Annotated in this window: 21 protein-coding genes; 16 read left to right on the plus strand and 5 right to left on the minus strand. The window is 51.0% G+C overall.

Annotated features, from left to right (window positions below):
• Positions 1 to 24 precede the first annotated feature (24 nt).
• The 5 genes from ABWV76_RS10280 to ABWV76_RS10300 all read left to right on the plus strand — a co-directional run bounded on the left by ABWV76_RS10280 (position 25) and on the right by ABWV76_RS10300 (position 5,430).
• Positions 25 to 981, plus strand: a complete 957-nt coding sequence (locus ABWV76_RS10280; RefSeq protein WP_020414034.1) for a metalloregulator ArsR/SmtB family transcription factor — start codon at positions 25 to 27, stop codon at positions 979 to 981.
• Positions 982 to 1,052: 71 nt separating this feature from the next.
• Positions 1,053 to 2,273, plus strand: a complete 1,221-nt coding sequence (metK, locus tag ABWV76_RS10285; protein ID WP_020414035.1) for a methionine adenosyltransferase — start codon at positions 1,053 to 1,055, stop codon at positions 2,271 to 2,273.
• Between the two features lie 103 nt (positions 2,274 to 2,376).
• Complete coding sequence (ahcY, locus tag ABWV76_RS10290; protein ID WP_026305161.1) at positions 2,377 to 3,762, plus strand: adenosylhomocysteinase; 1,386 nt, start codon at positions 2,377 to 2,379, stop codon at positions 3,760 to 3,762.
• 61 nt (positions 3,763 to 3,823) lie between these two features.
• Complete coding sequence (gene metF, locus ABWV76_RS10295) at positions 3,824 to 4,663, plus strand: methylenetetrahydrofolate reductase [NAD(P)H] (protein WP_020414037.1); 840 nt, start codon at positions 3,824 to 3,826, stop codon at positions 4,661 to 4,663.
• 80 nt (positions 4,664 to 4,743) lie between these two features.
• Positions 4,744 to 5,430 carry an RluA family pseudouridine synthase gene (locus tag ABWV76_RS10300; protein WP_353375900.1) on the plus strand — a complete coding sequence of 229 codons (687 nt, stop codon included), beginning with the start codon at positions 4,744 to 4,746 and terminating at the stop codon, positions 5,428 to 5,430.
• Between the two features lie 49 nt (positions 5,431 to 5,479).
• Here ABWV76_RS10300 and ABWV76_RS10305 read toward each other — a convergent pair whose 3' ends face one another.
• Complete coding sequence (locus ABWV76_RS10305; protein WP_353375901.1) at positions 5,480 to 7,834, minus strand: Tex family protein; 2,355 nt, start codon at positions 7,832 to 7,834, stop codon at positions 5,480 to 5,482.
• 292 nt (positions 7,835 to 8,126) lie between these two features.
• Between ABWV76_RS10305 and ABWV76_RS10310 the strand changes: the two genes are divergently transcribed.
• The 6 genes from ABWV76_RS10310 to ABWV76_RS10335 all read left to right on the plus strand — a co-directional run bounded on the left by ABWV76_RS10310 (position 8,127) and on the right by ABWV76_RS10335 (position 15,144).
• Positions 8,127 to 9,374 carry an efflux RND transporter periplasmic adaptor subunit gene (locus ABWV76_RS10310; RefSeq protein ID WP_020414040.1) on the plus strand — a complete coding sequence of 416 codons (1,248 nt, stop codon included), beginning with the start codon at positions 8,127 to 8,129 and terminating at the stop codon, positions 9,372 to 9,374.
• Complete coding sequence (locus tag ABWV76_RS10315) at positions 9,374 to 12,505, plus strand: efflux RND transporter permease subunit (protein WP_282952117.1); 3,132 nt, start codon at positions 9,374 to 9,376, stop codon at positions 12,503 to 12,505. The genes ABWV76_RS10310 and ABWV76_RS10315 overlap by 1 nt, the downstream gene beginning before the upstream one ends.
• 135 nt (positions 12,506 to 12,640) lie before the next feature.
• Positions 12,641 to 13,387 (plus strand): 16S rRNA (uracil(1498)-N(3))-methyltransferase, encoded by a 747-nt coding sequence (locus tag ABWV76_RS10320; RefSeq protein ID WP_020414042.1) that lies wholly within the window; start codon positions 12,641 to 12,643, stop codon positions 13,385 to 13,387.
• 52 nt (positions 13,388 to 13,439) lie between these two features.
• Complete coding sequence (locus ABWV76_RS10325; protein WP_020414043.1) at positions 13,440 to 13,805, plus strand: hypothetical protein; 366 nt, start codon at positions 13,440 to 13,442, stop codon at positions 13,803 to 13,805.
• A gap of 14 nt (positions 13,806 to 13,819) precedes the next feature.
• Positions 13,820 to 14,467 carry an HAD family hydrolase gene (locus ABWV76_RS10330; protein WP_020414044.1) on the plus strand — a complete coding sequence of 216 codons (648 nt, stop codon included), beginning with the start codon at positions 13,820 to 13,822 and terminating at the stop codon, positions 14,465 to 14,467.
• 104 nt (positions 14,468 to 14,571) lie between these two features.
• Positions 14,572 to 15,144, plus strand: coding sequence for an OmpA family protein (locus ABWV76_RS10335; RefSeq protein ID WP_020414045.1), 573 nt, complete (start codon positions 14,572 to 14,574; stop codon positions 15,142 to 15,144).
• Between the two features lie 77 nt (positions 15,145 to 15,221).
• On the opposite strand, the gene ABWV76_RS10340 is transcribed toward ABWV76_RS10335, so the two are convergent.
• The gene (locus ABWV76_RS10340; protein ID WP_353375902.1) at positions 15,222 to 16,925 is read right to left on the minus strand and encodes a phytoene desaturase family protein; all 1,704 of its coding nucleotides are present in this window, start codon (positions 16,923 to 16,925) and stop codon (positions 15,222 to 15,224) included.
• A gap of 151 nt (positions 16,926 to 17,076) precedes the next feature.
• Here ABWV76_RS10340 and ABWV76_RS10345 point away from each other — a divergent pair, with 151 nt between their 5' ends.
• From ABWV76_RS10345 to ABWV76_RS10355, 3 genes are all read left to right on the plus strand, one after another.
• A complete protein-coding gene (locus tag ABWV76_RS10345) occupies positions 17,077 to 17,283 on the plus strand; it encodes a ParD-like family protein (RefSeq protein ID WP_020414047.1) in 207 nt (68 codons plus the stop codon).
• Positions 17,276 to 18,052 carry a type I methionyl aminopeptidase gene (gene map / locus ABWV76_RS10350; protein WP_353375903.1) on the plus strand — a complete coding sequence of 259 codons (777 nt, stop codon included), beginning with the start codon at positions 17,276 to 17,278 and terminating at the stop codon, positions 18,050 to 18,052. The genes ABWV76_RS10345 and map overlap by 8 nt, the downstream gene beginning before the upstream one ends.
• A 908-nt stretch (positions 18,053 to 18,960) precedes the next feature.
• Positions 18,961 to 19,608 (plus strand): SOS response-associated peptidase family protein, encoded by a 648-nt coding sequence (locus tag ABWV76_RS10355; protein WP_353375904.1) that lies wholly within the window; start codon positions 18,961 to 18,963, stop codon positions 19,606 to 19,608.
• 47 nt (positions 19,609 to 19,655) lie between these two features.
• Here ABWV76_RS10355 and ABWV76_RS10360 read toward each other — a convergent pair whose 3' ends face one another.
• Genes ABWV76_RS10360 through ABWV76_RS10370 form a run of 3 tightly spaced genes read right to left on the minus strand, consistent with a single transcriptional unit; the run spans position 19,656 to position 22,811 of the window.
• Complete coding sequence (locus ABWV76_RS10360) at positions 19,656 to 20,483, minus strand: prolyl hydroxylase family protein (protein ID WP_353375905.1); 828 nt, start codon at positions 20,481 to 20,483, stop codon at positions 19,656 to 19,658.
• A 26-nt stretch (positions 20,484 to 20,509) separates the two neighbouring features.
• Entirely contained in the window at positions 20,510 to 21,838 is a 1,329-nt protein-coding gene (locus ABWV76_RS10365) for an aldehyde dehydrogenase family protein (RefSeq protein WP_353375906.1), read from the minus strand.
• Between the two features lie 58 nt (positions 21,839 to 21,896).
• Entirely contained in the window at positions 21,897 to 22,811 is a 915-nt protein-coding gene (locus tag ABWV76_RS10370; RefSeq protein WP_353375907.1) for a CmcJ/NvfI family oxidoreductase, read from the minus strand.
• A gap of 108 nt (positions 22,812 to 22,919) precedes the next feature.
• On the opposite strand from ABWV76_RS10370, the gene ABWV76_RS10375 reads away from it, so the two are divergent.
• On the plus strand, positions 22,920 to 23,840 hold the full coding sequence (locus ABWV76_RS10375) for a LysR family transcriptional regulator (protein ID WP_353375908.1): 921 nt from the start codon (positions 22,920 to 22,922) through the stop codon (positions 23,838 to 23,840).
• Positions 23,841 to 23,940: 100 nt separating this feature from the next.
• Positions 23,941 to 24,939: a YHYH protein gene (locus ABWV76_RS10380; RefSeq protein WP_353375909.1), complete on the plus strand. Its 999-nt coding sequence runs from the start codon at positions 23,941 to 23,943 to the stop codon at positions 24,937 to 24,939.
• Positions 24,940 to 25,056 lie beyond the last annotated feature (117 nt).

Raw genomic sequence — 25,056 nt, forward strand, 5'->3', positions numbered from 1 at the left:
CTTGTGGCTGCTAGACTCGTCCCCATGTCTGAATCCCAGCCCACCTTTGAATCCGGTCCCGGTGCGGAAATTTCGCAGCTGGCGATGACCTTAAAGGCTGCAGGAGATCCCCTGCGACTTGAGATATTGCGTCTACTCAGTCAAGACTCCTACAGTGTGCTGGAATTGTGTCGAATTTTTGATCTGCGCCAACCCGCCTTGAGCCACCACCTAAAAGTCCTTGCCCAAGCTGGGCTGGTGACTAAGCGCCGCGAAGGTAACAACATCTTTTACCGGCGCACGGGGGGCACTCCGCTACTCGAGCAGTTATTTGTGAATCTGGATCTTCTGTCATTGTCCGATGAACGGGCCCAGTCGGTAGCGCGAATTTCTGAGGAGCGGGCTGAGGCTTCACGCCGTTTCTTTGCCGATTACGGTAACCGGTTCCGCGAGCAACAGGAGCTGATCGCTAGCTACAGCGTTTATGGACCACAGGTGGCCCAACTGCTTATTTCTGGGCGTCACGCATTGGAAGTGGGCCCAGGTGAAGGCGAGTTTTTGCAGGAACTATCCCTGCGTTTTGGCACGGTAACGGCTCTGGACCTGTCATCAGCTATGTTGGAGCGTGCCCAGGCTTTTGCCGATGAGCAGGGGCTGGCCAATATTGAGTTTGTCTGCAGCGATACACGTGCCGCCGCGGCGCGCCCGGCAAGTGCGGATACCATCGTGGTAAATATGGTGCTGCATCACACCCCAGATCCCGCGCAGATCTTTCATGATTTGCAGAGCGCGTTAAAAACTGGCGGCCAGTTGTTGGTGGCTGAATTGCAAGAGCACGGTCAGGACTGGGCCAGGGAGGCCTGTGGTGATCTATGGCTGGGCTTTACCCCGGAGCAATTGAGTGACTGGGCACAGAGTGCCGGGCTGAGGGATGGGCGCAGTGTATATAGTGCACTGCGTAACGGTTTCCAGATCCAGATACGAGAATTTATAAAACCCTGACGGCGTCTGAACGTATTGTCAGAAGCAGAATTTTACTAACCGCCCGCGGCGGAATAAATGGAGACTCTCACATGAGTGAATATAGATTGTTTACATCAGAATCCGTGTCCGAAGGGCATCCGGATAAGATTGCCGATCAGATTTCCGACGCGGTACTGGATGCATTGCTGGCCCGCGACAAGCAGGCCCGTGTTGCCTGTGAAACCCTGGTAAAAACCGGGATTGCGGTGATCGCCGGCGAGATTTCCACTTCTGCCTGGGTGGACCTTGAGGATCTGGTGCGTAAAGTAATCACCGATATCGGCTACACCTCATCCGATGTGGGTTACGATGGCGAGACTTGTGGTGTGATCAATGTGATCGGCAAGCAGTCTGTAGATATCGCCCAGGGTGTTGACCGTGCCAAACCGGAAGACCAAGGTGCCGGTGATCAGGGCCTGATGTTTGGCTACGCCACCAATGAAACCCCGACCTTTATGCCGGCGCCTATCTACTACTCCCACCGCCTGGTGGAACGCCAGGCGGAAGCGCGCAAGTCCGGCCTGCTGCCATGGTTGCGCCCGGATGCCAAGAGTCAGTTGACCTTCCGCTATGACGAACAGGGCCGCCCCTGTGCGATTGATGCTGTTGTTCTTTCTACTCAGCACAATCCGGATGTCAGCCAGGCTGATTTGCGTGAAGCTGTGATGGAGCTGATCGTACATCACACCCTGCCGGTGGAGTGGCTGCACAAGGACACTAAGTTCCATATCAACCCAACCGGTAACTTTGTTATCGGCGGTCCTGTAGGCGACTGTGGCTTGACTGGCCGTAAAATTATTGTGGATACCTACGGCGGTTCTGCACGTCACGGTGGTGGAGCTTTCTCCGGTAAGGACCCTTCTAAAGTGGATCGCTCTGCGGCCTACGCCGGTCGATATGTGGCAAAAAATATTGTCGCTGCGGGCCTGGCCAAGCGCTGTGAAATCCAGGTTTCCTATGCCATCGGTGTAGCTGAGCCCACGTCTGTGGCTATCAATACATTTGGTACCGGCATTATTCCAGAAGAGAAACTGGCCGAACTGGTACGTGAGAATTTCGATCTGCGCCCATTTGCTATTTCCAGGTCCTTAGACCTATTGCATCCCATGTATCAGCTGACAGCGGCTTATGGCCACTTTGGGCGTGATCCTTTCACCCATACCTATAACTGGGTGGACAGTAATGGTCAGGAGCGCAGTGAGACCTTCACCGCTTTCCCATGGGAAAAAACTGACAAGGTGGATGCCCTGCGCGTCCAGGCCGGACTTTGATCTCACTTCTTAAGGCGGTGGCTCCTATTTCTGAATTGGGAGCTACTAAATTGGAGCGATAAAGCTCCAATGTAATAACAATTTTTATTGGACATTAAATAGCATGAACCAGATGAGTACTGAATTTAAAGACTTCAAGATCGCGGATATTTCCAAGGCTGAATGGGGCCGCCGTGAAATCGAAATCGCTGAAGGCGAAATGCCGGCACTGATGACTTTGCGGGAAAAATATCGTGCAGACCAACCCCTCGCAGGTGCGCGTATCATGGGTTGCATTCATATGACCATCCAGACCGCGGTTCTGATTGAGACTCTGGTTGCCCTGGGTGCAGAAGTGCGCTGGTCTTCTTGTAATATTTTCTCAACCCAGGATCACGCTGCTGCGGCCATTGCCGCAAGTGGCATTCCGGTATTTGCCTGGAAGGGCGAGACTGAGGAAGAGTATGAGTGGTGTCTGGAGCGCACTGTTGGTGCCGATGTCGCCGGCTGGCAGCCGAATATGATTCTCGATGATGGTGGAGATCTTACCGAACTGCTGCATCGTAAGTACCCTGATATTCTCGATAACTGTCACGGTATTAGTGAAGAGACTACCACTGGTGTACACCGCTTGCAGGACATGTTGCGTGAAGGCACCTTAAAGGTACCGGCAATCAACGTAAATGACTCTGTTACTAAGAGTAAAAACGACAATAAATATGGTTGTCGTCACAGTTTGAACGATGCGATCAAGCGTGCTACCGACCATCTGTTGGCTGGTAAAAAAGCATTGGTTATCGGTTACGGAGATGTGGGTAAAGGTTCAGCGGCCTCCCTGCGCCAGGAAGGCATGATTGTAAAAGTGTCTGAAGTAGATCCGATTTGCGCTATGCAGGCCTGCATGGATGGTTTTGAGCTGGTGTCCCCGTACATTGACGGTATCAACACCGGCACTGCGGAAGGTATTAATAAGGAGTTGCTGGCCAATACTGACTTGATCGTAACGACTACCGGTAATGCCAATGTATGCGATGCGCATATGCTTTCAGCTCTGAAGAGCGGCGCAGTTGTGTCGAATATCGGTCACTTTGATAACGAGATTGATACTGCCTTTATGCGTGAGAACTGGGAGTGGCAGGAAGTTAAGCCCCAGGTACATAAAGTGGTGCGCAACAGTGAGACCAATGATCACCTGCTGCTGCTATCCGAGGGCCGCCTAGTAAACCTTGGTAATGCTACTGGTCACCCCAGCCGTATTATGGACGGCTCTTTTGCTAACCAGGTTCTCGCGCAGATTCACTTGTTTGAAGAGAAGTTTGCTGACCTACCTGCAGACCAAAAAGTATCTGCACTGTATGTAAAAGTACTGCCCAAGCGCCTCGATGAAGAAGTAGCCCGCTATATGGTTGAAGGTTTTGACGGCGTGATTACCCGTATGACAGAAGAGCAGGCTAAATATATCGGTGTTTCCGTGGACGGTCCGTTCAAACCAGAAAGTTACAAATACTAATATCCTCATCAAAGGCACCGGCTTAGCCGGTGCCTAAATTTCGGAGGGCCTGGAAAATAAAATGAAAAACTCCATTCGCATCAGTTTCGAATTTTTCCCACCCAAAACCCCCGAAGGTCGCGCAAAGCTGTATAAAACCCGCGAGGCTTTACAGGCGTTTAACCCTGAATTTTTCTCTGTCACTTATGGTGCTGGTGGCACTACGCGAGAGACCACCTCGAATATCGTCACTGATATGCGTCGCGATGGTATCTCAATTGCACCCCATTTATCTTTCGGTGGTGATAATGAAGAGACAATACTCGGTTTATTGAATACATACCAAGAGGCAGGTGTAAACCGTATTGTAGCACTTCGTGGTGATATGCCCTCTGGTATGGGAGCTGTGGCGCAACTGGTATATGCGAATGAGTTGGTGGCTTTTATTCGTCGCCATACAGGCGATCATTTCCACCTGGAAGTTGCCGCTTACCCGGAAATACATCCGGAGTCCAATAGCTATGACGATGATATACGTTATTTAAAGGGAAAATTTGAGGCAGGTGCCAACAGTGCCCTGACCCAATATTTTTACAACCCCGATTCTTATTTTTATTTTGTTGACCAGTGTGAAAAGGCTGGCATTGATGCACCGATTTATCCAGGAATTATGCCGATTATCAATTTTGATAATTTAGTACGCTTCTCACGCAATTGCGGTGCTGAAATTCCACGATGGCTGAAAAAGCGGATGGAGAGTTACCAAAGTCCAGAGGATGTTCGTAAATTAGGGCTGGAATTGGTTACTGATTTATGCGAAACCCTGTTGGAGGGTGGCGCACCCGGGTTGCATTTTTATACGATGAATCAGGTTGATACCTCTGCACATATTCTGAAATCTCTAGGCCTAGGGGCAAAATGACCTCTCGCTTTTGAAGGAATATTGGGTTCTCAAACCGCAGGAAGGGATTGGTATCAGATAGCATTTTTTAAGAGTTAGTGATGCGCAAGTACAACCCTCCCACAGAGCCCTATCTCTCTGTGGTTTTTGAAGATAGTTCCTTGCTGATATTGGATAAGCCGAGTGGACTCCTTAGCGTGCCTGGTCGTGATCCCACCAACTGGGATAGTTTGGCTAGCAGAGTTCAAGAATGTTACCCGGAAGCATTGATTGTGCATCGGTTGGATATGGATACTTCAGGCCTAGTAGTTATGGCTCGTAGCCCGGAAGCGCATAGACAACTCAGTGTTCTCTTCCAAAATCGTGAGGTAAGTAAAACCTATATAGCGTGGGTATGGGGAGCTCCTGAAGCTGACTCCGGTAAAGTTGAGCTGCCATTAATCTGTGATTGGCCGAATAGGCCTAAGCAGAAAGTGGATTTTGAAATAGGTAAACCCTCCCTAACTCGTTGGGAAAAAGTAACAACTTCTGGGAGTCGCAGCTTAATTCGACTTACACCTGTTACTGGGCGATCGCATCAATTGCGGGTGCATATGCAGGCAATAGGCCATCCGATATTAGGTGATCCCTTTTATGCGCATATAGAGGCTCTGAGCGCAGCCCCCAGGTTATTACTGCATGCAAGAGAGCTGGGATTTAAACACCCAGCAACAGGAGAATTGTTGTATTTCAGTAGCGAGCTTTCAAAAGAGTTCTCTTTAGGAAACACTTCGTCAGAAGTAGTTTGATATTAAGTTAAAAAGGCGATCAATAGATCGCCTTTTGCTTTCACTATTATTACTTCTTATTCTTCATCGCTGCCATCAACAGATCGCCCATACTGCCACGGTTGTTACCTTGGCCCCCCTTTTGCTGCCGGCTGCCTTGTTGCTTGTTGTAGCGCTGAGCCTGGCGATTTTCCCGTTGATCACCTTTTTTAACACCTCCGCTTCCCTGTTCTCCTGGTTCGTCGGAGAGACGCATGGAAAGGCCAATACGCTTGCGGGCAACGTCCACTTCCATCACTTTTACTTTTACAATATCGCCGGCTTTAACCACCTCATGGGGATCTTTGACGAACTTTTCTGAGAGTGCGGAAATATGCACCAGGCCGTCCTGGTGCACACCGATATCCACAAAGGCACCGAAGTTGGTGACATTGGTTACGGTACCTTCAAGAACCATAGCCGGGCGCAGGTCCTTGATTTCCTCCACGCCCTCTTCAAAACGAGCGGTGCGGAATTCCGGACGCGGGTCGCGACCGGGCTTTTCCAGTTCGGCGATGATGTCGGTAACGGTGGGTACCCCGAACTTTTCGTCGGTGTAGTCCGCTGGATTCAGGCGACGCAGGAAGGCGGAGTCACCGATCAGGCTGTTGATCTCACGGCTGCTTTTCTCGGCGATGCGTTTTACCACAATGTAGGATTCCGGGTGTACGCCGGATTTATCCAAGGGGTTATCGCCATTGTTAATGCGCAGGAATCCGGCGGCTTGCTCAAAGGCCTTTGGGCCAAGGCGAGGGACTTCCATCAGTTGTTTACGATTTTTAAAGGCACCGTTTTGGTCGCGATAGCTGACGATGTTGCTGGCGATAGAGGCAGTCAGGCCAGAAACTTTGGCCAGCAGTGGTGCTGAGGCGGAGTTCAGCTCTGCACCGACACCGTTTACACAGTCTTCTACTACAGCGTCGAGGGAGCGCGCTAACTGTGTCTGTGACACATCGTGTTGATATTGGCCAACACCAATGGATTTGGGTTCGATCTTTACAAGTTCTGCCAGCGGGTCCTGCAGACGGCGGGCGATAGAGATAGCGCCGCGAATAGTCACGTCCAGGTCAGGGAATTCCCGCGCGGCAAATTCAGAGGCAGAGTACACAGATGCACCAGCCTCGTTCACCACTACTTTCTGCGCGCTGAGTTTGTATTGCTTGATAGTTTCGCCTACAAACTTATCGGTCTCACGGCTGGCGGTGCCGTTGCCGATAGCGATCAGGCCCACATTATATTTGTTGCATAGGGCTGCGATAACAGCAGCGGACTCCTGATGGCGGTTCTGTGGTGGGTTGGGGAAGATAGCGGTGTGGTCCAGTATTTTACCGGTGGCATCTACCACTGCTACTTTGACGCCGGTGCGCAGGCCTGGGTCCAGGCCGATAGTGGCTTTTTGTCCAGCAGGTGCCGCTAATAACAAGTCTTTAAGGTTGCGGGAGAATACCTTGATCGCTTCTTCCTCGGCTTTTTCTCGCAGTTCACCCAGCAGGTCGGTTTCCAGTGCGGTAAGCAGCTTGATACGCCAAGTCCAGCGCACTACTTCGCCGAGCCACTTATCTGCAGAGCGTCCTTCATCGCTAATATCGAAGTGTCTCGCAATCATGGTTTCACAAGGGTGGCCGGCGGTGGGGGGAGCTCCCTCCTCCTCTGGCAAACCTACGCTGATAGCGAGGATGCCCTCATTGCGGCCGCGAAAAATTGCCAGGGCGCGGTGAGAGGGAACCTTGGACCAGTCTTCGGCATACTCGAAGTAATCGCGGAACTTGGCTCCCTCTTCTTCTTTACCATCCAGCAGTTTGGATTTGACCTGCCCATCCCGTTTGAGGAATTCGCGCAGTTTGCCCAGAAGCTCGGCATCCTCGGCGAATCGTTCCATCAGGATGAATTTGGCCCCGTCCAGGGCAGCTTTGATGTCTTTTACTTGTAGGGAGGCGTCTTCGTGGTCGGTGTTGAGATATTGCTGAGCTTCTACAGCAGGGTCTAGGCTGGGATCGTTAATCAGCGCATTAGCCAGTGGCTCCAGTCCCGCCTCTATGGCAATTTGTCCTTTGGTGCGACGTTTGGGTTTGTAGGGAAGGTAGAGGTCTTCGAGGCGGTTTTTGGTGTCGGCACTGTTGATCTGTTGCGCCAGCTCCGGAGAGAGTTTGCCCTGTTCATCAATACTTTTCAGGATGGCTGCGCGGCGCTCTTCCAGTTCACGCAGGTAGCGTAGGCGATCTTCCAGATTGCGTAATTGGGTGTCATCCAGGGCCCCAGTCACCTCCTTCCGGTAGCGGGCGATAAATGGCACAGTGGCGCCTTCATCGAGCAGGGATACTGCGGCCGTGACTTGTTGTGGGCGTACATTGAGTTCTTCGGCGATGCGAACGTTGATATCCAGCATTTGATGTTTACATCCGTTTTCCGGGGGATTTCGTACCTCTAGGAGCGGGGTTTGACCGGGAACTAGCCCATCGGTTTCCTTGGCTTTGTGCGGCCCGCCTGTCTCTCCTACAACGGTAAATTGGGTCGGGCATTATGCGTTACCAGAGCGTTGCGAGAAAGGTTTGCGATAGGGCACAAACTCGTGCGGCAACCTGCATCCAAATACACGCTTATCTGCGTCGAACATCTGTAAAATGCGCGCTAATTAAAATTTGACCAGTTTCGGTCACAAAATGGGGTAGAGGGTGCCTGTGAAAGTGTCGAGCAAGAACAAGCTGTTACTTATCGTTGTGGCCATTGGGGCGGCTGCAATTTCCTTGGTGGTTGCACTGAAGCCCAAACCTGAGGAGAAACCACCGGAAGCGGTGGTGCCGCCAGTTGCGGATGTTCTCTATGTGGAGCCAGGCCGCCAGACACTGCTGGTGCCCAGCCAGGGTACAGTGCATGCCCGCCACGAAATTGAAGTGGTGGCTCGTGTTGGTGGTGTTATCGAAAGCGTTGCCGATGCCTTTGTACCCGGTGGATTTTTCTCAAAAGGGGAGCCCCTGCTGAAGTTTGAGCAAGCCGATTACATTTACAAAGTAACTCGCGCTGAGTCACAGTTAGCCGACGCTAAGTCAGCCCTGGCTCAGGAGCAGGGCCGTGCCAAGCAGGCCAAGCGTGAATGGCGCGATTTGGGTAGTGAAGAGGCAAATGCCCTGTTCTTGCGTAAGCCCCACCTGGCAGCAGCAGAGGCCGCCGTGGCAGCAGCGGGCGCGGATCGCGATCAAGCCAAACTGGACTTGAAGCGCACAACGATAACAGCGCCTTTTGCAGGCCGTGTGGTTGAAACCTATGTCGATCTGGGTCAGTACATCACTCCTGGAACCAGGTTGGCGAAAATCCACAGTACCGGTATTGCCGAAGTGCGTCTGCCCCTGACTGATCAGCAACTTGCTCTACTCGATCTCCCATTGGGTAAAACAATTGAAAATGGCCCTGAAGTGCGGCTCCAGGCAGTAGTGGCTGGGCGTGAACGGGAGTGGCGTGCGAAGCTCGTACGTACCGAGGCGAGCATCGATCCTAATAGTCGCTTTATTTTTGCTGTGGCCCAGGTACAGAACCCTTACAAAGGCGATGCACCGCTGATGAATGGCCTTTTTGTTGAGGCGGATATCGCCGGTAGGACCTTCGATGATGTGGTGGAATTGCCACGCCAGGCATTGCATGAAGGAGACCACCTTTTGGTTTTGAATGAAGAGAGCAAGCTCATATTCAAAGAAGTGGAGTTACTGCAGAGCATTGGTGACAAGGTTTGGTTACGTGGTGAAATCGCTACTGGTGATCGCGTGGTGGTTTCCAGCTTGGGTTATTCCCGCGAGGGCATGGCACTCACTGCCAATCCTCTTAATGAGAAGCCCGCAGGGTTAATTGACAGTGTCGAGGGCACCTCTGATGCGGCTGCTACAGCGGTCAGTGAGACTGCGGCGGCGAATAACGCCTCACAGGGAGGTCAGTGATGAACGGCATCATTCCCTGGTTCGTGCGCAACAGTAAGGCCGCGAACCTGCTGATGATTATGATCATCATCGGCGGTATTTTTGGTATTAGCGGTATCGATCGCGAAGTTTTCCCGGCTATTCAGCCGGGCATTGTAGAGGTGAATATTTCCTACCCTGGTGCTGGCCCTGCGGAAGTAGAGCAGCAGGTTACTGTGCGTGTTGAAGAGGCGATCGCTGAGGTCAAGGGAATTAAAGAGGTCAACTCTGCCTCGCGCCGTGGCCACTCTTCAGTTGAAGTTCAGGCCGTAGATGGTTATGACGAGCTGCGCCTGCTCAACGATATCAAGGTGCAGGTGGACAGCATCAATACTTTTCCTGAGGGGATTGAGCGCCCAATAATCCGACTGCAAGAGTGGGATACCCAGCTGATGATGATCGCCATCGGCGGCCCGGTTTCCGAGCGTCAGCTCAAGGAAACAGCCCTGGATTTGCGTGACAAACTGACGCTAATCCCCGGTGTGCGCAGTGTGGATATCTGGGGTGAACGCCCCGATGAGCTGTCGATTGAAGTTTCCGAATTGGATCTGCGCCGCTACAACCTGAGCTTTAACGATGTCGCTGATGCGGTGCGTCGCTCATCCCTGGATTTGCCGGCAGGTATGGTGCGTTCGGATCGCGGGGATATCCAGGTTCAGACGCGCGGTCAGGCATACAGTGCTGAGGACTTTGAGCGTATTCCCGTAGTCAGCCGCGCCGATGGCTCGGTATTACTTCTGCGTGATGTGGCTACTGTTCGAGACGGCTTTGAAGAGTACAACAACGTCATTCTCTTTAATGGCAACCCGGCCATGAACCTGCGAGTGGTCCAAGGTGAGCCGTTGGATGTTGTGGGTACCGCTGAGCGGATCAAGACCTTTATGGCAGAGGCTCGAACCCAGCTGCCCCCGGGGATGGAATTTGATATCTGGTTCGACTTCTCCAAGGCCTTTGAAGGTCGCATGAACTTGCTGACTACGAATGCCCTGAGTGGTTTTGTCCTGGTTTTCGTAATGCTGATGCTGTTCCTGCGCCCGGCCCTGGCAATATGGGTGACGGTGGGCATTATGGTGGCATTTCTCGGTGCCCTCTGGCTGTTGCCGATCACGGGTGTCAGCCTGAATATGCTGTCACTTTTCGCCTTCCTGTTGATTCTTGGGATTGTGGTGGACGATGCAATTATCGTGGGAGAGGCAGTACACGCAGCTCACGATCGCGGTGTCACAGGCCTGGCAGCTGCGGAGGAAGGAGTAAAGCAGGTTTCTGCTCCGGTAATTTTTGCCGTGACCTCCACCATGGTGTTCTTTATTCCCATGCTGTTTCTGCCGGGTTATACAGCACAGATGATGCTCGCTCTGCCAGTGGTGGTGTTACTGTGTCTGGCATTTTCCCTGGTGGAATCTTTGCTGATTCTGCCGGCGCATTTGGTTGGTATGAAGCCAGAGCAGCCTGCTAAGACCCGCGTGGGTATCAAACTGCAGAAACTTCGTGGGCATTTTGCCGGAGCGATGAAGACTGCCGGTGATAAGTACTACCTGCCCTTGTTGAAGAAGTCGCTCGGTAACAGCCGCAGCACGGTAATGATCTTTATATCGGCTCTCGGGCTTTCCATTAGTGTTTTTATGAGCGGTTATGTGGGTTCCTCCTTCTCGCCGCAGGTACCTTCGGATCTGTTGGAATTACGGGCCAGCATGGCCTCTGGTGAGCCCTTCCATGAAGCAGAACGGGTGATGAACCAGGTGCTGGCTGCGGCAGATAAGCTCGCGGCTGATGAGGAAATGCTAAAGCAAAATAACGGCGAGCCCTTTGTTCAAAACTCTATGGTGTTCAACTGGCGAGGCAATATCTTTGTGATATTGCAGCTGACTGACGGCGAACTGCGCGATGTAACCTCCAAAACTCTGGCATTGCGCTGGCGTCAACTCATCGGCGAAATGCCGGCCAGTGTTGAAGACTTGAATATCGATGCCACCATCAACGATGGGGGCAACGGTATGAGCCTGAACTTGAGCACCGCTTCCGGAGATATGGATGAATTGCGTGCCGCTGCGGATGCGGTAAAGGAGAAGCTCAATACCTATGCCGGTGTATATGATGTTCGTGACAACCTCACCAGTGCCCGCCGCGATATTGAAATCCAGTTGAAGCCTTATGCCACCACCATGGGTATCAATTTGGCAGATGTGGCCCGGCAGGTGCGCCAGGGTTTCTATGGTGAAGAAGTGCAGCGTATTCCCCGCGGTCGTGAAGATGTACGGGTGATGGTGCGCTATCCCCAGGAAGAGCGCGCCAGTGAGGAACAGATGGATCGGGTCCGCATTCGTACGGCGGAAGGTGAGGTACCTTTCTCGGCCGTGGCAGATGCGGTTTATGTACCGGGTTACACCACTATTCGCCGCAATAACCGCGAGCGTACAGTGCGGGTTTTCGCCGAGATCACCCCTAATACTTCCTCTGCGCAGGAAATCCTTAAGGATATGCGCGAAACTCTGGTGCCTGAGCTGAAGCGCCAGTTCCCCGGTTTTTCTTTGAGAACTGCCGGTGAAATGCAGGAAGAGGAGGAGTTTAACGGCGCTATCCTGGCTTTCTTCGTTCTATCGTTGTTTGCGATTTATGCGTTGCTGGCTATTGCCTTCCGCTCCTACTCGCAGCCGCTGCTGATTCTTACTGCAGTACCGTTCGGATTCTTTGGGGCTGTGGTTGGACACCTGTTGATGGGACATAACATCAGCATTATGTCCATGCTCGGCTTCCTGGCTGCAGCGGGGGTAGTGGTGAACGATAACCTGGTACTGATGGATCGTATCAACCAGCTGCGTGCCCAGGGCTGGGCAGTGATGGATGCGGTGGTTCAGTCGGGACGTGACCGTTTCCGGCCGATTATCTTGACCTCCATTACCACCTTTATCGGTTTAGTGCCAATCATGTTCGAGCGCTCTATCCAGGCACAGTTCCTGATCCCGATGGTGATCAGTCTCGCTTTCGGCGTATTGTTTGCTACCGCAGTAACCCTGATCCTGGTGCCAAATCTGTACAAAGTGATAGAGGTGATTCGTCCAAAAAGTAAGCGCCTGGGAGAGGGAGAGGCCCCGGTCTCACTGGAGACAGTGTGACCTGCACCACACCCACAGCAATGGTGGAAATACTCCGCCATTGCTTCTCCAGAGCATAAATGCCTAAACTAACTGCCTGCAAAATGCCGACATTCCAGTCGGCTTTTTTATGGTGTTTTTATAGGATTTATCCCCATGCGCATCCCGCGTATTTTTTCCAGTCAGCCACTGACTACACAACAGGAGGTGGAACTGGATGAGTCCGCTTCACGCCACCTGGTCAAAGTCCTGCGGCTGGGTACTGGCCATCCGCTGACGCTCTTCGATGGTCATGGAGGCGAATACAGTGCAGAGTTGATTGAAACCGGTAAGCGAGCACGGGCACGTACCGGGGAGTTTCGTGGCAAAGACCGCCAGTCTCCACTTGCCTTGACTTTGGCTATCGGTATCTCCCGTGGAGAACGCTTTGATTGGGTGGTGCAGAAGGCTACAGAGCTGGGGGTAGCGACAATCCAGCCGCTGTTTAGTGAACGCTGTGAAGTAAAATTATCTGGCGAGCGATTGCAAAAAAAGCTCAAGCATTGGCGCCAGATTTCGATTAGTGCCTGTGAGCAGTGTGAGCGAAACCTGGTTCCGGAGATTGCCGAGCCGGTAAAACTGACACAATATTTACAAGTCTCTACTCAAGAGTCATCCTCTGTGGCCAGGTTGGTGCTGCATCACCGCACCGAGTTGGATTTACGTCAGTGGCAGGCCGAGCGTGGCAAACCAGATTCTGCGTTGCTACTGGTGGGTCCTGAGGGTGGATTGTCCCAGGCAGAAATCGATATGGCCTTGGCCCAGAACTTCATGCCGCTACGATTGGGGCCGCGGGTGATGCGTACAGAGACCGCACCTATAGCCGCACTGTCAGTGTTGCAGTTCCAATGGGGGGATTTGTAAGCGGATACCTGACGGATAAAATGAATTTAAGTGTATTCAGGGAAGGGAAAGCATGATTAAAGTGATTATATGGCTGCTGGGAATCTCAATTATCGTATTGTCTGCTGCGATTATTGCCCGCCCTAATTTGGCACGGGATCTCAGTGAGCGCTTAAATGAAACTGGTTTTGCCTTTTCCGCCTGGGCAAGAATTATAATCGGTTTAATCCTGTTACTGATCGCAGATACCCGCCACTGGTATATCCTGTTTAATGCGCTGGGTGTGCTGGTTTTGCTCAGCGGCGCCTATATGCTGCAGATTGGTTTTGAGCGCAGCAAGGCGTTGGCGATCAAGATCTCCCATGGCAACGAAAACTTCCTGCGCATAGGTGGTATTGTCGGTGTGATACTCGGCCTGATGCTGCTCTCTGCGCGATGATTTGATGGGGTCCCATGTCTTCCACAGACTTAATTATTTTCGATTGTGACGGTGTGCTGGTAGATAGCGAGAGTATCGTCTGTCGCATACTGGCGGAGGAAATGAATAAGCTCGGAATATCCACTACCGCAGAGGAGTTGGATGAGCAGTTCAGTGGGCGGCCCGCCAAGGACTGCCTGCTGGAGATCGAGAAGCGTTACGGTGGCCCCCTGCCCGATCACTACTTTGGCAATACGGAACGCCTGATTCGTGAGGCCTTCCATGCAGAATTGCAGCCTGTAGCCGGTATTGAAGGCTTGCTCGATCAGTTGCAGAAGATAGGCTTGCGCAGCTGTGTCGCCTCCTCCGGTTCTCATAAGAAAATGCAGCTAACCCTGAATAAAACCGGGTTGTACGAGTATTTTGACGGCAGAATATTCAGCGCCGAAGATGTATCCCGTGGCAAACCATGGCCAGAACTTTTCCTTCATGCGGCTGATACCATGGGGGTTGTCCCCGGTCGCTGCCTGGTAGTGGAGGACTCCATTTCCGGTGTCCAGGCCGCAGTGGCGGCGGGTATGCGCGTAGTGGGCTTTAGTGGCCACCCTGTACGTGCGCCTCAGCTCGAGAAGCAGGGGGCGCGGGTGGTGAGCGATATGATGGCGGTTTTGAATTTTATATGAGGGAGCCGTGCGGTCTGTAACTGCCAGCGATTGTCCCGCCTCTGCTTTGAGGATTTCAGGGCGTCTACACTGAATCTGACGTCTAGAAACCGGAAGTCCTGTTTATGGCGGGCAAATACACTTTCGTCTGCTGTTTTTCCCTACTGGTGATACTTATCGCCGGTTGCCCCGATCCCAATAAGAAATATGCGCTGAAACCCCTAACCGAGGTTCAGTCGGGTGAGAGTGAAAAGGCTGCGCGCCAAGCAGCCCCTTTTGCAGATGAACTGGTGCGCTTTCTGCGTGGGAATCCTCGAAAGGGTGGCGATACTTTTATCTTGCGCCTGGAGTTTGATCCAGGCGGTTTCGCTCCACGCATGGATAGTATTGGCGATTTGGAAGCCCTGCTGGTTATCATGCGTGACTTCCCAGACCTGCGAATCACCATCGAAGGACATACCGACAATGATGGCGACCCCAAGAAGAATCTGCATCTGTCCCAGTGGCGAGCCGATTGGGTAAGGCACTTTCTGGTGGAAAGGGGGATATCGACTGAACGTATGGAAGCCCAGGGTTATGGCGATACTGACCCGATCGCCGATAACAGCAGTAAAGAGGGGCAGAGAGAGAATCGCCGCTTGGTAATCAGGGTTTTGAATTTTGATCGGGTGCCCAGCAAGTTGCCAAGGCGCCAATAGCTTCGGCTTAATTGTTCCCTTTAAAACTAAACCCAGCGTATCGCAGCCAGGTTTAGTAGTAAGGTTAGGTGTCTTGATTAACCGGTAGCTTTGCTAAGCCCCTCTGCCTCATTGTTTCCTTTCTGTTCTGGTTTACTTGTAAATACCTGGCGCATTAGTTTGGCTCCCTGACGCCAGCCGAGGATACTCTGTGCGGTTAGTACACCTGAAATCATAGCGCCGGCAACACCACAGCTCATTACATCCTGGCCGGTTAGATATAAGCCTTTGAGTCGGGTTTGGGGGCGCAGCCAGCTTTGCTCGAAGCGGTTTGGGTCGTGATCAAGTCCGTAAATCTCACCTTGGGGATAAAAGCAGAAATAGTCTGTAGAGAGTGGTGTGGATAGCTCGTAATAGTCAATTTGCCCGCGCAGATGTGGGAAGTGCTTGTAAAGATGCTCCAGCAGGCGCTGGCTAAATTCTTCTTTCAAGGCTTCGTAATCATCACCCCGTTTGCCCCAGGGCTTTTCATGCCACTGGGTAAACCAGTCATAGTTGGCTGGAGCCACAATTTCTATAGTGGCACGTCCCGGATAGCGTTGAGTAAAGGTAGGGTCCTTGGCCGAAGGAAAGGAGATGTAGGTTAAAGGAATATCCTTGCTGCTGTCCTGCAGGAATTCCTGCATGTCTTTCTCATAATTATCGCTGGTGTATAGCCAGTAATTGGTTTTGGGTAGCTGTAACTCTTCCGCAGTTTTTTCCAAGCCAATATAAAGGCAGAGGTGGGACATGGAGCGGTTAACAGTTTTGAGATCGCGCGTATACCCAAGGCGCTCGCTAGCACTTTGTGGCAACAGTTTTTCAAAAGTATTGAAAACTCCGGCCCCGGAAATTACCAGTGGAGCTTCTATTTCCGTGCCATCGGACATACGAACCCCGCGGACATGGTTACCATCCAGGAGAACGGTCTCCACAGTGGCATAAGTGAAGACTTCACCACCACTGGCTTGTATTTGAGGAATAATGGTTTCGGAAATTTTACTGGCACCACCAACTGGGTAATAGCCACCATATAAGTAATGCTTGGCAATTAGTGCATGAATAATAAAACTACTCTCGGCAGGGGTCATACCGTTGTCACCCCATTGGCCTGTGAGCACTGAAATCAGTTTTTCATTTTGGGTAATCTCGCCCAGTACCTCACGGGTAGTTTTGTTCAGCCATGAGGGGTCGCGTAGCTTTCGCCACAGGCGCGCTAAAGGGGTGCACCAGGAGGGAAGAAGTTTTTCCAGTGCTAGACGCTGCATTGATTTGGCTACTTCATTGAGGCGGCCAAGGTAACGTTCGATATTTTCCCGCTCATTGGGAAAATGCTTCGTCAACTCGTCAATAAAGTTCTGGCGTCCTGCACGTAAGTCGAATTGCTCCTCGCCTATACATATCCGGTCGTAAATTTCATCCATTGGCGCCCAATGCAGCTGGTGGCCGGAGATAAAATCAAAGATTTTACGCGTCATGGTGGGATGTTGGCCTACATCGCCGATGTAGTGCACACCAACATCCCACTCATAGCCATTGCGGTCGTAGGCATGGGTATAACCGCCTGCGGTGTAGTGCTGCTCCAACACCAGCACTTTTTTACCGGTAGCGCTGAGCATTGCTGCAGTAGTGAGGCCACCTATCCCCGAGCCTATTACCAGGGCGTCATAGGGCCCTTCCAAACGGCTTGGGCGATAGCGCCGGCCAATACGAAGGCGGCTCGGCTTAGGTGCACTGCGCTTCTTTTCGGTGGTATCGGTCATGGTGGCCTCATAGCTATTGTTGTTATTCGTTAACAATATCGCCCCCTTAACCTCTATGCAATAAGTTGCATAATGCAATTGCCTCAACTCCCTATACGAATTAGAAAAACAGCTATACACTATGTATATGAAACGAATATGGATTGTATAAATGGGTATTGTCAAAATTTCTGATGATTTACACGATGAGATTCGCAAAGCCAGTGCAACCCTGGCGCGTTCAATTAATGCTCAGGCTGAGTACTGGATAAAGATTGGCATGCTGGCTGAGCTGAACCCGGAGCTGACTTACAGCCAGTTATGTAAGAAGTTGTTGCGCACTGAGTCTTTCACTTTGGAAGAGTTGGTTCGTGAGTAATATTAAGATCAAGAGTGTAAGAGAGCAGCAGTTGATGCGTGCCTCCGGTGAATTACTCAGCCGTGTTTTTAGCATGCTTGATGATTTCGTGAAGCCGGGCATTACCACCATGGAAATTAATAATCAGGTGGAGGCGTTTATTGTTCGGGAACTAAAAGCACGGCCAGCCAGTAAAGGTCAGTACGACTACCCTTACGCTCTCAATACTTCAGTTAATGAAGTGGTCTGTCATGGTATGCCGCGACAGGGGCAGGTGCTGCGCGATGGTGACATTTTGAATGTGGATATTACCCTGGAAAAATCGGGCTATATCGCAGACTCCAGCAAAATGTACATGATCGGCAGTGTCACTCCTATTGCGAGAAAGTTGGTACAGAGCTGCTACGAAGCTATGTGGGCAGGAATCCGTACAGTTAAGCCAGGGGCGACTCTGGGTGATATTGGGAATGCAATACAGCGCTATACGGAGCGACGGGGGTTTAGTGTGGTGCGTGAATATTGTGGGCATGGCATCGGACAGGAAATGCACGAGGAGCCGCAAGTGTTACATTATGGCCGTGCTGGCAGTGGGGCCATTCTGCAGGAAGGAATGACATTTACCATAGAGCCTATGATTAACCAGGCTAATCGAAAGACAAAGTTGAAAAAAGATGGCTGGACCGTTGTGACCAAAGACGGAAAATTATCGGCCCAGTGGGAGCATACAGTTTTGGTTACTGCGGATGGCTATGAAGTCTTGACCTTGAGAGAAGAAGAAAAAGGGCGTTAGTCTACTAAATTGCTATTCCCAGGTTACACATCAGTCAGGTCTTTAGTATTTTGAAAGTTCTTAATTTATGCCCCATCTTAATCTTCATAAAGTTAAAATAGGGGCTTAGATAAACTGCCCTTAGAGTATAGGGTTATGTCGATTTTTTTGCAGTTGGCTCAGTTTCGAGGACAGACTCATTTTCAATCCGCTTGAGTAGATTTTTTGGCAGATACATCTGAGTAAACAGTAAAATTTTCGCTTTTATACTCATACCAGTCTCGGCCATGAGCTGAGCTGGATAAAATATATAAAAAAATAACTAACAAACTGGATAGTCTAAATTTCATGAAATATTTAAAATTGATTGTAAATCTTTTGAGGCGTTTGCCTGATGGGATAATCAAATTATACGGGATAAATATGCTCTCAAGATAGTAATCTGGTTATCGGTCTATTTTTGAGCACTCTTTGTGTATGTTTTTTCTCTTACTTGCCATTAGATGACATCCTGGTCGGATTACGCACTTATCCAGTTGTTGATTCGTGTACAGACAACTATTTCGTAAGTAGATATTCGTAGATACCTTATTTTCTGGATATAAGTTATCTTGCCAGTTCCTTGTTAATATAAGCTGTCTATATACAATTTTATTTAAAACTTTTAGGTGTATGTTCTAAGGCAATATTTTTGATGGTGAGTCCGTTAGCTCTGTTGTTACCGATCTACTAGTAACAATAAAACTATGTATGCGATCATCATTATAATCTGTAAGAAATATGTTCGTTGTTTTCCGGTAGCCGTTGGTATTAATTTATGTCAAGAATATGTTTGATCTTACAATAAATGTGGGCTGTGGAAACTAGCCTTGAGTAGCTTGCGAGGTATACTGGGAATAAGCTATCAATAGCTAAATAGGAAGCAGGGTATGTGCAGTGTTTTTGATGTAGATAGACAGGCGGAAATGGAACGCTTTCTCGATATCTATGGTGTAGAGCATCCCGAGCGTATGATATTTGGTCGTCGCCGCAGGCCCACCCAACAGGTATCGATTGTAACTGGCAGGCATGGTGAGCCCCAAGTAGAAAATGCGATCTGGCACTTGTATCTGGCAAAGGAAGGGGGTAGCTGGAAACCCCATAAAAAATACTGGTCGATCAATAGCAATTGGAAAAAACTGGCCAGTCGCCCGGAGTATCGAAAATCCCGTTGCCTGATTCCTGCGACTGCCTGGGTGGAGAGTTTACGTGGTAAGCACCCGGTGGAATTCAGTTATGGCGAGCCCTATTTTTTCTGTGGCCTGTATAAATTTTGGGGTTCCACTTTAAGCTGCTCAATTATTACCCTGGATGCCCATTCGGCGACGAAAATCTATCATGAAAAATCTTTACCAATGATTGCTCCAAAAGATTCAGATTTTGTGAGCAAATGGCTGAGCGGCAGTACGCATACCGACCAATTTACTGATTTTTTGCAGCCTAAGATAGAGTACGATCACTGTCAGCTGACAGTTAGGCCGGTAGCGCGGGCCACATCAACAGAATATAAAGGTGACCCTGTAATTGTAAGTAAATAGATTTGCTAAATTCGACGGCAGGCTTAGTTCACTGTTGTTTGGTAACACTAACCATCTTGGTGAAATAATATATCTGTACGGATTATATATTTAACCCCACGTTCTATAGGTGTTGAGCTATGTACCCTGTGCAGTGGGTGCATTCCATGGGGAAAACAGAGGACGGACCCTGCTGGAGTGCGTACATCCACGTCTTTCATGGAACTGCCTGTAGGCTGGTGGAGGGGATCATCCCCATTGACTCTAAAGCGAGTGGCTCCACCATCGAAATCCTCGCTGAGTAGCACCAGGAAAGTCATTTCGCTAAAGCAATCCGGGTAGCCATTGGCGACCAATTGTCCATCAATAATTCTGCTGCCCGGCCAGGCACCGTCGGTATGGAATTTAAAGTAATCTCCAGTCCCATAGCGATAAAAGCGAAATCGCTGATTTAGTCCCACTGGTTTGCGCCCGCCAAAATAACTTTCCGGGTCTTGCATCAAATTTTGTACACGCTGCCATACAAGGCGCTCAGTGCTCTCGTCCACAACCCAGGTCAGGTTGTCATTGTGGCGAACGTCCCTGGGCAGAGATACTGCGGCATCTGGCAAGTAACCAACGGCTTCTGTAATTTCAATCAGGCGCTGGCACTCCTCAGCAGAGAATATATTCAGCAGTTGAAAAGCACCAGGTACTTCGGGGATATCGCGCCTTTCTATATTGGAAGGGATATGCTCTGACAGTGACGCCGGATTTTCCCGATGGGTAGCCCAGGTGGGCAGGGATGGATGCTCCGCTCCTGGTTCCCTGGCAATCACATAAAAATCTTTAATCGGTAGTTTGGATAAACCCTGCGGTGTCGCTGCCGGTGTCTTTTTTAAAGTTACTGTGCTCATTACTTCAAATTCCGCTCAACATATTCTTACAGATTAATAACGGTTACTTGGGCAAATTGGCGGTGGCCGTCGATACCGCCGTGGTAACCGAAACCACTTTGCTTTGCTCCGACCCAGGGTGTGCCTCCAGCGCCTTGATTAATCCCGATCATGCCGGCTTGCAGTCGGTTACTTACTTGTACAGCATCTGCGCCGCCAAAAACCACAGCTCCGAGCCCATAGACTGAATCGTTTGCTCTTTGGATGGCGTCCTCCACATTGTTGAAGCGGTCGATTGCAACTACCGGACCGAAGGTTTCTTCATCCTCCAGCTGCATACCCGGTTGTATTCCGCTAATCACCGTGGGGGGAATAAAGGGTGGTTTTGGTGCTTTTTCTCCAAGCAGCAGCGTTGCGCCTTTTTTTAAAGCATCCTGAATATGATCAACCACTTTTTGGTGTTGGCGCTGGTTGACCAGAGGGCCAATATCGGCTTGTAGGTCCTGCCAGCCCCCTGTGTGATATTGCCGCGCGATGGAAGTCACTGCTTTTTCGAATTGATCGGCAATACTCGCATCCACATAAATACGCTCTGTGGAAGTGCACATCTGGCCTGCATTCTCGAAGCTGGAGGCCACCGCAAATTGGGCGGCTTTTTGAATATCGGCACTGGCCAATACGATCATGGGGTCGTTACCGCCGAGCTCCATCACCAGGCGTTTCAGCGCAGGAGCGGCATTAGACATAATTTGCTGGCCGGTTGTCCGTGAGCCGGTGAAGGCGATCATATTAATATCCGACTGTACCAAGGCTTCACCGGTGTGCCTGTCTCCATGAGCAATTTGCAGGATGCCCTCGGGCAGAGTTTCATTCAGGGTTTTTACCAGGAGATCTGCTACCAGAGGAGACTCCTCTGACGGCTTGAGTATTACACTGTTACCGGCCACCAGAGCGGGTACGAGCAGGTTATTGGCCATGGCCAGTGGGTAATTCCATGGGGAAATTACGGCCACGACACCCAGCGGACGATATTGGATTTCACTGCCGCCGTTGCATTGTCCCCTTAAAGCTTTGCCGGCGTCCTCCGCCAACCAAATACCACCCTGAATAGCACCGCCGGCTTCGTAATTTGCACGTCGAGTATCCTTACCCATTTCACGGCTGATAAGTTGTGCCAGGTTACTTTGTAGTGGCTGCAATTTTTCATAGGCATGTTGCAGAGCCTGTACACGTTGCTGCAATGATTGACTGGCCCAATCAATCTGGGCTTCCCTGGCTTTGGCAACTTTCTTGGAAATGGAATCCCGGTTGCTCACTGCAACACTGCCAACCTGTTCATCGGTAAGGGGATCGATAGAAAATAGAGTTTGGGTCATACCTTGGTCTCAAATAAATGCTGCGGAGTTGTGTTTTATTCACCCCGTAACTCAGTGCTCAATCGTTAAATAAGGCGATGGTGCGCAATTCAATACTAGTGCGGCGCGGGGCACCGGAACTATCAGGAAGATCAAATGCAGTGTGGGGTACACCGGTGATGAGACCCTGGTGTTCGCTATCGAATACGCGCAGCAGCAGGCCCTCCCCCGGCTGCATATCACTGAACCAGATCCAGCGGTGCTTCGGATTGGCGCTGATCACCGAGATCTGCCCCTCCCGCTCAGGGTAAATCAGGCGCATCTTGTGGAAGTCTGCCTCGCCTACACTGCGTAAATCTGCCATTGCCAAAGGTGATTCCTTCACTGTGCGCAGTAATGGCAGCCATAAATTAATGAATTTATAGCGAGGGAAATCTGCCGTATTTAATCCGTGTTCAGGCAGGGTTTGCCGGAGCTGCCTGTCTGCGGACCAAGGCGTATAATCATTGTGCACGGTCTTCACCGGAGAGCGGCGGCTGCGGCTCTGCTCGGTGGGTCCCTCTGCGGAGGGCTGTGCCCGCAGGGTGTGGTCGAAGGTGAGTACACGGGCTGCGCCCAGGCGTTTTGCGATCCAGGTTTCGATAGCCGGATACCATTCTCGGCGGATTAAATCATCGCGTTTAGTTGGAGCTGTTCTATCTGCAGCGTGGTCATCCAGAGCCAACAGGGCATCGTCAAACTGGTGCAGGTCGATAGTTAGTTGTGGCTTCACCAGCTCAAACCCCTGAATATCCAAGCTGAATTTTTCCCCCATAACTTGCAGGGTGCGGCCATCCTCAATCGACATAGACTGTGGGTTTACCTGATCGAGCAGGTGGGTGGGACCAGGCCCCGCCTGCCGCTGGTCGTATACCAATTCACTATCGGTATTTGCGTAATTGATTGTCGCCTTGAGCAGCCGGCTCGGCGATGAGTGCAGAGTCGCGGTCAGCATAGTGGCTTCCTCCCAAAGGGTTGATGGCAAATACATCATGTCTTATGGGCAATGCTAGGTTCAGCTCGATACAATGAAAATCAAGTAACAGTTGTGAGTGATACAGGTTTGAGCAGAAATCATGGTATTGATCGCCTGGGCAGGCTGGAACTGAAACAGTTGCGCTTATTGCAGGCTATTTTGCGGGAGTTGAACCTGTCGCGGGTGGCAGATCAGCTAGGGGTTAGCCAGCAGACAGTTAGCGAACAGCTGAAGCGTCTGCGGGAGCTATTTGATGACCGGCTGTTCATTAGAACCAGCAATGGTGTTATTCCAACGCCCTTAGCCGAGCGCTTGGCGCCCAAGCTGGATAGTATCCTTAATGATATCGCCGCTCTATTGCGCGGCGATGAATTCGCCCCTGCGGAGCATCACGGGATCTTCACCATCAGCGCCACCGACTTTGAGCAGCGAGTGGTGTTGCCGGCACTACTTAAGCAGCTGCGTGAGCAGGCACCGGGCCTCAAAGTGGTGGTGCTAAAGCTTGAAATTGACCGTATGGCCCAGCAGTTGCAAACCGGTGAGGTGGATCTGGTGTTCAGCACACCGGGTTTTGTGCCGGATAGCTGCCCCAGTATGTTGTTGTATCGTGAACATTACGTATGCGTGTGTTGCCGGCATACAGGGGTGCAACTGGAAAGTCGAGAACCCTTGGGCTTGGACAAGCTGGCAGAGATTCCCCAACTGGTTGTGTCGCCTTCTCGTGGTGACTTGCGTGGCATGGTGGATAGCTGGTTTGAGCAGTTTGGTTTAAAGCGTAATGTTGTGTTGTCGGTTCCCTCCTTTGCCGCCGCAGCTGAATGTATCGCCTCCACAAATACAGTCGCTTTTCTGCCGTCTCGCCTGTTACCTGATCCGCGCCTGCATACCTTACCGATTAGTGAGCAGCCACCTGGCTTTGATGTGGTCGCCGCCTGGCACACTCGCAGTGGGCAGGACCCATTACACAAGTGGGTAAGGCAACTGTTAGCCGGGCAATTTACACCGTAAGCCGCCGTGAAATAGTGCCGCCTGAGGGTCTTAATACCGGCCCGGCCAATGTGAGATCACTTGCTACACTGGGGTTGGCAATTACCCGGGGGTGGGGATCATGAGAATTGGGATATTGTACTTGGCTTTCCATAGCGTCTTAGTCTCTGCCCATAGCGATGGAGCCCACACCGACTTCGCCGCAAATATAGACCTCCCCGCCCTCTTTAACCGGGAAGCACTGGTGGAAGATATCCGTGCAGTGGATTGTACTTTGTCGGAGGGTAGCAAATCCCGCTGCTGGCAGCTTAAGTTGAAAGCCGCACCTCGTCACCATATGGGTCCCTGGTGCCCCAGAACAATTCGAGATCCGATCACGGCAAGTGGCATGATGTTCATCAAGCAGCAGGTTGTCGCCACCGACGGCCCCTTCGTAAAAAATGCCGCTGAGTTTTTCTCCGATCCCAAATGGGTTTTGTATAACGAGAAGACCGGGCGGGTAAAGGTGACTGATACCAAGAGGGCCTGTGAGCTGGCAGCAAGGCCGGATGTAGCTCCGGAGTTTAATAATTATTGCGTGGAGTGTCTGGCCAGCTATTTGGGTGATAATTTCTATATGACCTACCTGATTCCCATAAAGCCACTTACAGCAAAATCCCCGCAAAGTTCGAATGACCACTCCGGTTACGGAGTGGCATTCAATGGGGTTAAATTTGATATCAGTGCCCCGGTAGGCGCGATTTTAGGAGCGCATACCCTGGCGCCTGTAGATGCCTGTGGTGGGCATGTTAATCCCCATGTGGGCTACCACTACCACGCAGCGCTCGGTTGTAGTCAGGCCTATCCGTCGGCAGCGAGCCATGCACCAATAATCGGCATCGCGATCGATGGCTACCTGATTTATGCAAGGGAAAATACCGATGGCAGGGAGCCAAAAGATCTGGATGAATGCCGTGGCCACGAGTTTGCCAATCTTGGATATCACTATCACGTCAATCTCGCAGCGGAAAACGATATCCTGCACTGCCTAAAGGGAGAGAGGGGCTGTGCGCTGGGCAAAAACCAGAGCCAGTGCAATTTTTCCGGCAGCAGGGCCTCAAAACTACAGAAACCTGAATAGAACTCAACATCAAAAATTACTATGAATGTTTGAAATGCTGCACCAAAATCGGGCAGCTTATAAACCTGAAACTTTTACTTCCTACCCCCCTTCAATGGAAATACCATCGCCCGTAAA

The organism is Microbulbifer sp. NBRC 101763 (assembly GCF_040371615.1).
GTDB lineage: Bacteria > Pseudomonadota > Gammaproteobacteria > Pseudomonadales > Cellvibrionaceae > Microbulbifer > Microbulbifer variabilis.